The organism is Coleofasciculus sp. FACHB-712, assembly GCF_014695635.1.
Classification (GTDB): Bacteria; Cyanobacteriota; Cyanobacteriia; order Cyanobacteriales; family FACHB-T130; genus FACHB-T130.
The window spans coordinates 1-11,840 of sequence record NZ_JACJOQ010000361.1; the positions used below are offsets into that span (position 1 = coordinate 1).

General features: G+C 44.9%; 9 protein-coding genes and 2 pseudogenes. 7 read left to right on the plus strand and 4 right to left on the minus strand.

Annotated features, from left to right (window positions below):
- A partial coding sequence (locus tag H6F50_RS09755) for an ABC transporter ATP-binding protein (RefSeq protein ID WP_190428544.1) occupies positions 1-1,628 on the minus strand: 1,628 nt, incomplete at its 3' end.
- A 149-nt stretch (positions 1,629-1,777) separates the two neighbouring features.
- Here H6F50_RS09755 and H6F50_RS27920 point away from each other — a divergent pair.
- Both H6F50_RS27920 and H6F50_RS27925 read left to right on the plus strand, forming a co-directional pair.
- Positions 1,778-1,987, plus strand: a pseudogene (locus tag H6F50_RS27920) (helix-turn-helix transcriptional regulator); the annotation flags it as partial.
- A gap of 501 nt (positions 1,988-2,488) precedes the next feature.
- Positions 2,489-2,923, plus strand: a complete 435-nt coding sequence (locus H6F50_RS27925) for a BsaWI family type II restriction enzyme (protein ID WP_190428551.1) — start codon at positions 2,489-2,491, stop codon at positions 2,921-2,923.
- Here the strand turns inward: H6F50_RS27925 and H6F50_RS09770 are convergent.
- The 3 genes from H6F50_RS09770 to H6F50_RS09780 all read right to left on the minus strand — a co-directional run bounded on the left by H6F50_RS09770 (position 2,918) and on the right by H6F50_RS09780 (position 6,063).
- The gene (locus tag H6F50_RS09770) at positions 2,918-3,778 is read right to left on the minus strand and encodes a site-specific DNA-methyltransferase (RefSeq protein ID WP_190428545.1); all 861 of its coding nucleotides are present in this window, start codon (positions 3,776-3,778) and stop codon (positions 2,918-2,920) included. The genes H6F50_RS27925 and H6F50_RS09770 overlap by 6 nt on opposite strands.
- A gap of 156 nt (positions 3,779-3,934) precedes the next feature.
- Positions 3,935-5,671, minus strand: coding sequence for an ABC transporter transmembrane domain-containing protein (locus H6F50_RS09775; RefSeq protein WP_190428552.1), 1,737 nt, complete (start codon positions 5,669-5,671; stop codon positions 3,935-3,937).
- Positions 5,672-5,829: 158 nt separating this feature from the next.
- Positions 5,830-6,063, minus strand: a complete 234-nt coding sequence (locus tag H6F50_RS09780) for a hypothetical protein (RefSeq protein WP_190428546.1) — start codon at positions 6,061-6,063, stop codon at positions 5,830-5,832.
- 479 nt (positions 6,064-6,542) lie between these two features.
- Here H6F50_RS09780 and H6F50_RS09785 point away from each other — a divergent pair, with 479 nt between their 5' ends.
- From H6F50_RS09785 to H6F50_RS09805, 5 genes and pseudogenes are all read left to right on the plus strand, one after another.
- A complete protein-coding gene (locus H6F50_RS09785; RefSeq protein ID WP_190428547.1) occupies positions 6,543-8,246 on the plus strand; it encodes a bifunctional diguanylate cyclase/phosphodiesterase in 1,704 nt (567 codons plus the stop codon).
- A gap of 232 nt (positions 8,247-8,478) precedes the next feature.
- A complete protein-coding gene (locus H6F50_RS09790; RefSeq protein WP_190428548.1) occupies positions 8,479-9,597 on the plus strand; it encodes an AAA family ATPase in 1,119 nt (372 codons plus the stop codon).
- Positions 9,584-10,138 carry a hypothetical protein gene (locus H6F50_RS09795; RefSeq protein ID WP_190428549.1) on the plus strand — a complete coding sequence of 185 codons (555 nt, stop codon included), beginning with the start codon at positions 9,584-9,586 and terminating at the stop codon, positions 10,136-10,138. Before H6F50_RS09790 ends, H6F50_RS09795 begins: the two co-directional genes overlap by 14 nt.
- A gap of 484 nt (positions 10,139-10,622) precedes the next feature.
- Positions 10,623-11,519 (plus strand): AraC family transcriptional regulator, encoded by an 897-nt coding sequence (locus H6F50_RS09800; protein ID WP_190428550.1) that lies wholly within the window; start codon positions 10,623-10,625, stop codon positions 11,517-11,519.
- 72 nt (positions 11,520-11,591) lie between these two features.
- Positions 11,592-11,840: pseudogene (locus H6F50_RS09805) on the plus strand (amidase); the annotation flags it as partial.

Here is an 11,840-nt window from a genome sequence, read left to right on the forward strand (position 1 = left end):
ATCACAAAGCTGGTGCGACTTTGGAGTAGACGCGCGATCGCATCCTGCACCAGCGCTTCTGTGCGAGTATCAATACTACTGGTAGCTTCATCCAGAATCAAAATTCGGGGGTTGATTAATACAGCACGCGCAATACTTACCAGCTGTCGCTGTCCTTGGCTCAGAGGCGCACCCCGTTCTCCCAATTGAGTCGCGTATCCTTGCGGCAAGGAAATGATAAATTCATGCACATTAGCTAATTGCGCCGCTGCTTCAATATCAGCTTGCGTGGCGTGAGGACAGCCGAAAGCAATATTTTCCGCAACTGTACCGCTAAACAAAATATTGTCTTGCAAAACAATGCCAATTTGACGACGCAAACTCGCCTGCGTCACGCTCCGTACATCAATCCCATCAATTTTAACTGCGCCCCCAGACACATCGTAGAAGCGCAGAATTAAGTTAATAATCGTACTTTTACCCGCTCCGGTTGGTCCAACTAATGCAATCATCTGTCCCGGTTGAGCGTGCAGATTCACCCCTTTGAGTACGAGTTGAGTAGGGGTATAGCCAAATGTCACCGCTTCAAACCGCACCTCACCCTGAATAGGCGGCATCTCAGTCGCATTAGGGGCATCATTCAATTGCGAAGGTTCATCTAATAGCAGAAAAATCCGCTCCAAACCTGCCATCGCAGATTGAGCTTGCGTATAAAATTGGCTGAGAATTTGGATCGGGCGAAAGAACTGCTGAACGTAGAGTAAAAACGAAGTCACCACCCCCACGGTTGCGGCTCCTGTCACCGCCAGATATCCTCCATACGCCAGCACTGCGGCGGTAGCTAATGTATTGAGAAAATCAATCGACGGCAAAAATGCAGCCGTAATTGCCACTGCTTCAACGTTCGCATCGCGATTGGCTGCGTTGACAACATCAAACTCTTCAATATTGAGTTGGATGCGATTGAATGCTTGTGCTTCCCGGACACTGCTGATACCTTCTTCTAGCTTGGCGGAAAGATCGCCGATTGTCTGCCGCGTGACGCGAAATCTCGCTCTTGCCCAGCGGGAAAACAAGCCAGTCGTGAAAATCATCAATGGCACCGCTAAATTGCTCAGCAAACCAAGTTTCAGATCGATTGAGAGCATGGCAATAATAATGCCAATTAAGCTGAACGTGTTGCCCAACATTTGGGCAATCGTCTGTCCAAATGCTTGATTCACTGTATTCACATCATTCAGCAAGCGGCTCATCAAATCACCCGCTTCGCTGCGATCGAAAAAGCTGATTGGAAGGCTTTGGATTTTAATAAAAATATCTTGCCGCAGTTGAGCCAGTACGCGCTGCACGATCGAACCCACGCGCATAATCTGTCCTCGAATTGCCCAAACACCGAGGATGTAGATCAGTCCCAGTACCCCCAACATCAATAACAATCCCCGCAGATTTCCCCGCGCAATCAGATTGTCAATAGACCAACCAATCAAGAAGGGGCCAATGGATTGCGTTGCAGCCCCAATCGCCACTAAGGTTAAGGCAATGGGAATTTCTTTCCGATAGGGTCGGAGATATCGTAAAAAGCGCCGCAGGGTTGAGAGTTGGTGAGTTGCTTTTTGCTCGGATGCCATAACAGGAGCAAAACTTCTCATGGACTTTCCTCTAGCTTTATTTTGCACTCCACCAAGCATAAGCTCAACAAAACTGCCTCAGCCTTACATCAAACATGATTTATCCTCTGTAGACATGGAAGCAATATCCTATTTTGGGATATTTATAAAATCGTGTTCATATTATTTGCGTGAACACGATTCATGATCCCAGGTATATTCAACTTGTAAAGGCACTGACAAGCATTCGTAAGGAGCATGACCTCACACAGGTTATGCTTGCAGATAAACTTGAGCAGCCCCAGTCTTATGTAGCTAAGGTTGAAGGGCTTGAGCGTAGACTTGATATCATTGAATTATTCGACTGGCTTGAAGGGCTTAATTACGAACCGCTAAAGTTTTTCCAAGAGCTGGGATGGTTTCCCCGTGATGGCAGAATAACTCCTCTGCCCATTAAAGGTCAGGTGAAGGAGCATGAGAATGGAGTAAGCCAGCAGCTACTTTGGGAAGGACAAATTAAAGAAGTTTTGCTGGAAGGAATCACAACACAACAGTATCTACGAGTCGAAGAAGAGGTATCTAAGATTTTTGGCTCCCTCAATATGCCAAAACCATCGCTGAAAAATCGTGAGGCAATTACTCAAGCTTTAGAGTTTGTAGTTGACGAACTGCCTAATCTTAATCCAAGTGATATTTACCATCACATTATTTATCGGCTGTATCTCCGAGAGTATAGTCAGTCTAAACCGGAACAAAGCTGGGTGCGCGCTGGAGGAGAAGCTATTGAACTATTTATAGAGCGCCGCTACACGCCAGTTCTGAAACCCCAGAGCATTCTTATCAAGGCACTCATTTCTTCAAAGCTTAAAGCTAGAGCACTTGAAGAAATGGGCTTGGCTGGTATGGTTGGAGACTCTAAGTTAGATTTAGCTCTTTACGGACATCACAATGGGAAAAGAATTATTTTTGGGGGCGTACATAGCAAAGCCTCTTTGGCAGAACGAGTATCAGATGATGTCCCGTGCAGTGAAGCTATGATGCGAAAAGGGCTTTTTAGCTTCCTTTACACATTTGATGCTAAGTCTTTTCCACCTCCTGCTGGAGATCTTGTCAACCGAGGTGAGCTTGGAAGTTATGAACATCCTTCTGATAAACGCAAGTATATAGAGGAACACGGATCATTCGATGCCTGTTTTTCATACAACCTGAGAACAAATCCCAGCGTAAGTCCTACGCCTAGTGGGAAGCAGATTTTCGTATGCTCGTTAAAGCCTGAAGAAGATATGTTTCCATCACAAGTAATAGTTGCTTGGGAAAGGTACAGAGCGCGACTATAGATCAAGGCACAATTGGTACGTTGCCTTCTCTATTCTTTTGTTAGCTATTTCAACATTTTCTGCATTTAGCTCGAAACCGATGTAGTCAAAGCTCTTATAAACAGAAGCTATAGCTGTAGTTCCACTTCCCATGAAAGGGTCAAGTACGATACCTTTTTCAATACCACTAGCTTCAATACAGGTCAGAGGTAAACTTAGAGGAAAAGTGCTGGTATGGCGTTTATTTTCTACAGGATCGGGCTTCAAATCCCAAACGGATGAGATAGCCGGTTTTACTCGAAAGCTATGCCGTTCATCTTTAGCAAGAATATAGATTGATTCATGCTTACGGTGTGGTCTACGGCATCTGCCTTCTGGCATCGCTTTTCTTTTTGACCAAATGACCTCACCTCGGTAATAGACACCTTGGTCACAGAGATTGAAAATTATTCTCCAAGGCAGAGCCAGTAAATTACCGTACTGCAACCATCCTACTCCTTCTTTTACAAAAGCTCGTCGTGTCCCTCGATTTTTCGTATAGGCGGAGTTATCTGGAGCCAGACCATTACCGTCTGCACCTAAAGTTGAGTAGATACGATCATCTAATCTCCAATTAATTGGTGTATTGTACGCATCACTAATGTTTAGCCAAAGGAGGCCACTCGGCTTGAGAACCCGCATGACTTCCAACATTATCTGTGTCAAATTTTTGATATAGTCTCTGGGATCTTCCTCTAGTCCAATTCCCTCATCACCACGTTGTCCCCAATAGGGAGGACTTGTGATAGCAATATCAATACAGTCTTCTGGCATCTGCCTTAATGCCTTAAGGCAATCTACATTATAAATCTGATTTAATTTGAACTCTCCAATCATGACTGACCAGCTTAGGCTATAGTGAAGGCTAGATTTTGACGTAGGAAGCAACCACTTACCGGACAAGTCGGACTAAGTGATAACGAAAATTAACTCTAGATAGTCAATCTTAAAACGTTTCGTCAGGCAAGTTTTATCTCCTCAGCTTGTTCCTCTTCACGCAAGCCGCTTCACCTGGGACTCCAAAATTGCCCCATAAAGGGGACTATTTTGCATCAACTCTTCATGGGTTCCTTGCGCTACCAATCGTCCTTTATCCATCAACAAAATCCGATCGGCATTCCGCACGGTACTAATGCGTTGAGCGATCGCAAAGGTTGTGCAAGCCTTTTGGCGCATCAGGCGATCGAGTTCCTCCTGAATCTGGGCAGCGGTTCTGGCATCTACGGCAGAAGTGCTGTCATCGAGGATGAGAATGCTGTAATCTGTCAGCAATGTGCGAGCGATCGCGATCCGTTGCTTTTGTCCGCCCGATAAGCCTACACCCCGTTCTCCAACAATCGTTTCGTAACCATCGGGCAAGCTAGTAATAAAGTCATGCATTTGCGTGGCTTTTGCGACTTCAATGACTTGCTCCAAGTCTGCATCAGGCTTAGCATAAGCAATATTCTCGCGGATGGTGCCAGAGAACAGCGTGGTTTCCTGAAATACGATGCCAATATGCGATCGCAAGCTTGTTAGGGTGAAGTCCCGCACATCTCGTCCATCGATGCGAACTGACCCCGCCGTAACATCATAGAAGCGCGGAATCAGGTTGATAATGGTGCTTTTCCCGGAACCAGTCATCCCCAGAATGGCGATGAGTTCTTTCGGTTTAGTTTCAAAAGAAACACCTTTCAGGGCTTCTGTGGTGGCTCCTGGATAGCGGAACGAGACGTTTTCAAATGTAATTCGACCGCCGCAAGTTTCAAAGGGGACAGCACCAGGGCGATTGCGAATTTCAATCTCTGCATCCACTACTTCATAGACTCGTTCGGCAGATGCTGCCGCTTGCGCGATCGCGGGAGCCGCAAATCCTATTAATAAAACGGGTTGAAGAATCAACAGCAAGTAAGAGTTAAACGCTACCAATTCTCCAATTGAAAACCGATTTTCAATGACCTCTGCACCGCCATAACCGATGACAACGACTGTCACCAAGTTACTGAGCAAAAAGATGAACGGAAAAGTATCGCGGATGGCGCGAATGGTCTTCATGTTGGTCACAATCAACGCATCATTCAGCGTCGTGTAACGCTTTGCTTCTGCTGATTCTCGGACAAACGCTTTTACCACTCGCACGCCCAGCAGATTCTCTTGCAATACAGTATTTAGATTGCCGAGTTGCTCCTGAACTTGCCCAAACAACCGGCTATTTTTGGTAAGAAACTGCGCTAACAACCACCCTGAGATGGGTACGACTGTTAGGGTAATCAGCGCGAGTTGCCAGTTCATTAACAGCAAGATTGTGGCAATGCTGACAAGTGTTATGACAGCACCGATCACTTGCATCAGGCTCGTACTCAGGAACGTGCGGATTTGCTCAATATCGCTAGTGACGCGAGTTAGCAGTTGAGAAGTCTGGGATTGGTCGTGATAGCTGAAACTGAGGTTTTGAATCTTGCTGAAAATCTTGTTTCGCAGATCGTAGGCAACCCCTTGAGATGCGGTTTCTGCCCAAAAGCTTTGTCCAAAGTTAAACAAACCGCGCGCGATCGCAGCAACGACCATCCATCCAGCGCTGTAAAACACAATTTGGAGGTTTCGCTGGGCAATCCCTTCATCGATTCCCCAACGAAACAGTTGGGGAGTGACGGCATAAGCAGCCGTTAAGAGCAAGGAACTAAGCAACGCCCCTATCGAGATCCAACGGTAGGCGCTTAAACTTCCCAGCACCCGCTGAAGCGGCTGCATCGATGACTTGTTTTGGAGTTCTGATTGCTGAACCAATAGAATTTACCCTTCTGTATTTAGAAAAGTCTCTCCTGACTAAGATTAACTAAGATTCGATAGAAAAAAGCTGCAATCCTCAAGGACAAGCTGCTTTGCATAACCGTCGCCTCACGCCTCACTCAAGTCGCGATCGCATCTTGCACCAAGCCGTAAGCCGTCACAATAGAATTCTGGGGCGATCGCATTCCCAGCTTTAAAAGCGCAGACTCACCGAAAATCAAGGATTTTATAACCTGCGTAGCCAGGTTTTGTTTGTGTGCTTGCGATCGCTGTGCGGTTTCAATCACCAGGTTGCAAGATGCGAGGAAACCCACCCACGGCAATACCTCGTCTACCCACCGCATCGAAGTCACTGGAAATTTATGGCTTCTCGTTTGGGTGCCATACATCTATAGCGGCATAGCAATTAAAAAGCCTCTATCGAACGTTAGAACCGCCATCTACTCCACCTAACTGAAAAATGCTGTACATGCGATCGCAATCTTTCTCGGTCGTCCCACGCTCAAAGCATTACACTGAGTAACTTAAACTCTGGCGATCGCTTTCACTTTCCCTAATTTCTCGGAGATAAAAGCTTTATTTATTCTTAATTTTTTTATAAATCAGTGATTATACGGTGAACATTTATGATTTCAAAAATGTACTGTGTAGTGAGATGTATCAAAATTCTAAAATTTGGTTTAGGTAAATACCACATTTAAGGTTATCAATGTAACCTTGCATCAGCTGATTTAAAAGGAAAGTAATCCTCGATAGCTCCAAAATGCCAGATATGGTTCTGCCATATTACTTGGTAAGTAATTTGCCAACTTTTAACCCTTGAGCAGCATCTATGAAACTCAATTGCAAGCTTGCCCTGTACTCCTTTCTAGCTCGGTTCGGACTGCTTAAGAAAAGCTATACCGCCAAAATTATGTTGGTGGCATTTTTAGGCACTCACGTACCACTTTTAACCTTATTGATAACTTTCGTTATTTCAAACTCTTATTCCTGGGAAATGACAGTGCGAGTGCTGGTGATTGCTCTGTTGGCTACCTTAGTGGGTACAGCAGCTACTCTGTATGCACTACGCCACCTCCTCGCCCCAGTCATTTTGACATCTGCTGCATTACAAGACTATTTGAATACCAAAAAGTTACCCGAACTGCCTACAGAATTTGCCGATGAAGCAGGCACATTAATGGCAGATACCTCACAAACTCTTCATAAGTTAGATGAATTAATTCACTACATCAGCAACTACGATGGACTGACTGGATTACCCAATCGGGATTTATTCTGCGATCGCTTGCATCAGATAGTATCCCAATCTGAAAACAACCAGCGGCTGGTAGCAGTGCTTTTGTTGGGTATCGACGATTTCACTGATATGAGTCATACAGTGGATCGGGAAACCTTAAATTTGCTGTTAAGAGCAGTTGCCCAACGTTTGACAACCTGTATGGGTCAAACAGAGATTTTGGCTCATGTGAGTGGAGATGAATTTGCGATCGCGCTAACGGAAATTCCCTGCTTTGAGAGCGCGATCAAGCTATCCCAGTTGCTAGTAAGTACGCTGGCAAAACCCTTCTTTTTAGAGGGAAACTCGATTCGGATTACCGCCAGTATTGGTATCGCGATTAATGACCTAGGAGATCGCAATGGTGTGGATAAACTGTTGCAACAGGCTCGTCTGGCGCTATATCAGGCGAAACAACAAGGACGTAGCCAATATCAGTTCTATTCGCCAGAAGTGAATGCTCAGTTGCAGGAACGACTGGTATTAGAAAATGAATTACATGGAGCGGTTGAGCGCAACGAAATGGTGGTTTATTACCAACCCTTGATTGATTTGCATACCAGAAAAATCACGGCAATGGAAGCCCTGGTTCGCTGGCAGCACCCGACGCTAGGGTTGGTTTCTCCAGCTAAGTTTATTCCCATTGCAGAAGCAAATGGTTCGATCGTGCAAATTGGGGAATGGGTTTTGCGAACTGCTTGCGCCCAAACTCGTGCTTGGCAGCTTGTCGGATTCCCTCCAATTCGGATATCGGTAAATCTGTCAGCTCGACAGTTTGAACAACCAAATCTAGTCGAAGTCGTCAACCAAACCCTTGAGGAAACCGGGTTAAAAGCATCTTACCTAGAACTGGAAGTGACTGAAAGCCTCCTCATGGGGGACGTTCAGCGATCTGTTAACACTTTAGAGCAATTACGAAACCTGGGTATCTTGCTGGCTTTGGATGATTTTGGCACCGGCTATTCCTCTCTGAACTACTTGAAGCGCTTTCCCGTTACCATGCTCAAGATCGATCGGTCATTTGTGCAGGATGTGACATCTAATCCTGATAGCGCCGCTGTAACCGATGCCATCATTGCCCTCGCAAAGAGCCTGCGGTTGAACATTACAGCAGAAGGCATAGAAACCCAAGAACAGCTTGACTACCTGCAAAGACGGGGGTGTGAAGAAGGTCAGGGGTTCTACTTTAGCCGTCCTGTCCCCGCTGATGCGATCGCCCAAATGCTCCAAGAAAGTTTTCAGCAAGCCGTAGCCTAGAGAAAATCTGGCTAGCTGTTAGACTGCCTCCTTTAATCTCTAGCGATCGCACTTGTTTCGTATTGGGTGAGTGCGATCGCTCCACCGTTCCTACAAGAAGCTGAGCGAATGTTCCCCAAGTCCAATTAATGTCCCACTTGGGATTCAAGTTAATTACTCTGTCTATTAGGATGTATTGAGAGAAGAGAAATCAAACATCTTTGTCTAGATTACTTTTTACTGAGAAAAATTGATGCTGAAACGTATATATATTGATAATTTTCGCTGTCTAGTTAATTTTGAACTTAATGTTGATGCAATTAGTCTATTTTTAGGTTCTAACGGAGCAGGTAAATCGACTGTTTTTGAAGTATTGCAGAAAATCCAGGCATTTGTCAGTGGTGACAGTAAAGTAGAGGGAATTTTCAAATCTGCGGACTGCACTCGCTGGCAAACCTATCGAATTCAGCGTTTTGAGTTAGAGATTTTAGGTAATGGCGGCAGCTATAAATATGAATTGGGTATTGGTCACGATCTTGATAGATGTCGTGTTGAGTATGAGCGCCTTTGGTTTGATAACCAGCCTTTACTGAAATTTGAGTTAGGTGAAGTTCAACTCTATCGAGATAATCATTCAGAAGGACCACAATACTTCTTTGATTGGTCGCAGTCCATGATACCTTCATTAATGCCAAGGAATGATAACAAAAAGTTAACTTGGTTTAGGGAACGCATGGCACGATTTATCATCGTGCGAATCATTCCCAGTTTGATGGTTGATGAGAGTAACCAGGAAGAAATGCGTTTGGTCAGCAAGGCAGAAAATTTTGTTTCTTGGTATCGCTACCTCTCTGAAGATCAAGGCAAGGTCGCTGAAATTGGAAGTATTTTAAGAAATGTACTTGATGGCTTCACAAACTTTAGATTTGAGCGAGTAAGTGAACAAAACTTGGTGCTAAAACTACGCTTTTCAGGAGGAGCCGCGACCACAAAACCAATTGAATATCGCCTGGGAGAATTGTCCGATGGACAAAAAACGTTAATTGCTTTATACACACTTCTTCATGGCACAAAATCCGAAGACTATACCTTGTGCATTGATGAACCTGAAAATTTCTTAGCATTGCCAGAAATTCAACCTTGGCTAATTGAGCTTTACGATCTTTGTAGCGAAAGGAAACTTCAAACGTTACTAATTTCTCACCATCCTGAGTTAATTAATTACCTTTTGGCTTCACCAATCGGCTATTGGTTTGAGCGTCAAAGTAATGCCCATGTCCGAGTAAAACGAATTAGTAGTGAAGTAGCTGACAATTCTGGACTACCCGTTTCAGAACTCATTGCACGGGGCTGGTTGAATGAGCCAGCGTAGAGTTCAGATTGTTATCCTCTGTGAAGATAGACAGCAGGAGGTTTTTGCTCGTTATTTCTTAAAAAAGCGAGGTTTTACAGGTCGATTACGGGCTGAAATCTGTCCGCCAGGCAGCCAATCTGGGGAACAGTATGTACGCTCTCAATATTCGGCGGAAGTAAAAGCATATCGCCAAAATAAAAACCGTGTGTCAATTGGATTAGTCGTGTTGATTGATGCAGATACTGACACGTCGCAGGAACGACTCAATCAGTTAGCTAACGGTCTGAGAGAAGCTTCGCAGGAAAATCGTCAATCAGATGAAGCAATCGCAATATTTGTCCCTAAACGCAATATTGAAACCTGGATACACTACTTGCAGGGAGAACCTGTAAACGAAGAAGATACCTATTCAAAATTCCTGAAAAATGAGGCTTCTTGCAAGCCTTATGTTGAGAACTTGGCAGATCAATGCCGTTCTCAAAACTTACCAGAAGATGCACCAGATTCACTTCAGACAGCTTGTGGAGAATTAGAGCGGCTATTACCACTTTTGGAGTAATGAGTTATAACTGGAGTGGGAGCGTCCTCTCGCGACTACTAATCTGCAATCTTTATAGAGATCGCTCTCCCTTCATCAAAAATGCGATCGCTAAATTGCAGATTCATGCAATTTACATCTGCTTAAAATTCTGTAAGAAGCGATCGCGATCGCTATCATCATCAAGGTATCTTTGTTCGTATATCCAGAGTTTGTTGCGATCGCTCCCAACATTCATTCTCCACATTCAGAGTGTGCGATCGCTTTTGGCGTGCAACCACATCCACAACAGCTCCTAGTCTTCCACGCCTTCTTCTGGCGCAGAGCGATCGGGAGCCTTCGGTTTGGCTCTCATGAATTCCTATGCAAATAAACAAGACTTTTGGTTGCATTGCAGAAGCTGCTCAATCTTTCTAATGGAATCTTTGTGCGCCTGCGGCTTTTTGTGTCGATGAATTACGAGATCGATATTGATACACTAAGCATGTAGGGATGAGTTTACCCCATGCCAGAAGCCAAACCTAGAGCGATCGCAAACGAAGACGATCTCATCCAAATCTGCGATCGCTCACCAATTCTCACAAGTCTTCATGCGGGATGGAATGGCATTTTTCTGGGACATTTCCGCACACCCGCCTTTGAATCTCCTGAAGTTTGCAGTCCCTTTTGGCATGGTCTTCTCATTTTCCCAAAAACCGATGCTCCAATTCAGGCACGGCGAACCCTAGACGGAAAAATTCGGCATGAGCAAGTCGTTGAAGGAGATATAGTCATTACTCCTGCCCAAGTTAGTCATCGTTCTTGTTGGAATGCAGAACATGACTTTATCGTTATTGCTATGGCTCCTGATGTTTTCGCCCATGCTGTTGACGAATCGGCTGAACCTTCTAACATTGAACTCTTGCCTCAGTTTGCCACATCTGACGGGCTAGTTCTGCAAATTGGGCTGGCACTTAAGCAAGTGTTAGAAAACAACCCTCAAGGGAGTCGTCTCTACGCTGAAACGATGGCAAATGCTCTAGCCGTTCACCTGTTACAACACTACTCGGCACGCCAACCCATTTTACGTGACTATAATGGCGGTCTTTCCAGACACCAATTGCGGCAAGTCATTGACTACATTAATGGGCATCTCGATCGAGATTTAGGTTTAGCGGAACTGGCGGCAATCGTGCAGATGAGTCCCCATTATTTTACTCGCTTGTTTAAACAATCAACAGGCTTGACTCCGCATCAATATGTGATTCGCCGTCGAGTAGAACGTGCTAAAGAATTACTGCTAAAAGGAGAACTCAGCATTGCCGAGGTAGCCTACAGCGTTGGTTTTGCCAACCAAAGCCATCTCAACCGCAACTTGAAACGGCTGCTAGGTGTGACTCCCAGACATATTCGACAAGGATGACAAGAACGTACAAAAAATTGGACGAATCTACAAGACTCTCTGGAGTAAAAAGGTAATCCTGAGTAATGTAGAGTGAATCAAGAGCGGAAAATGGATACCGTCAAAATACCTTCAGCTATAGTTGGCAGTAGTGCAACAGAAATTGCTCAAAAAATTGCGGCTGGAGAACTTTCTGCCAGTGAAGTCGTTGAGGCGCACATTCAACGCGTTGAAGAGGTTAATCCTCGCTTAAATGCCGTAATTATCCCTCTATTTGACCAAGCGCGATCGCAAGCAAAAGCTGCTGATGAAGCTCGTTCTAGGGGAGAAACACTGGGACTA

Excerpts from the sequence above, each read along its gene's own strand:
- H6F50_RS09795 (WP_190428549.1), top strand. The coding sequence starts at position 9,584 with ATGAGCCAGCGTAGAGTTCAGATTGTTATCCTCTGTGAAGATAGACAG.
- H6F50_RS09775 (WP_190428552.1), bottom strand. The coding sequence starts at position 5,671 with ATGCAGCCGCTTCAGCGGGTGCTGGGAAGTTTAAGCGCCTACCGTTGG.
- H6F50_RS27925 (WP_190428551.1), top strand. The coding sequence starts at position 2,489 with ATGGTTGGAGACTCTAAGTTAGATTTAGCTCTTTACGGACATCACAAT.
- H6F50_RS09785 (WP_190428547.1), top strand. The coding sequence starts at position 6,543 with ATGAAACTCAATTGCAAGCTTGCCCTGTACTCCTTTCTAGCTCGGTTC.
- H6F50_RS09770 (WP_190428545.1), bottom strand. The coding sequence starts at position 3,778 with ATGATTGGAGAGTTCAAATTAAATCAGATTTATAATGTAGATTGCCTT.
- H6F50_RS09790 (WP_190428548.1), top strand. The coding sequence starts at position 8,479 with ATGCTGAAACGTATATATATTGATAATTTTCGCTGTCTAGTTAATTTT.
- H6F50_RS09800 (WP_190428550.1), top strand. The coding sequence starts at position 10,623 with ATGCCAGAAGCCAAACCTAGAGCGATCGCAAACGAAGACGATCTCATC.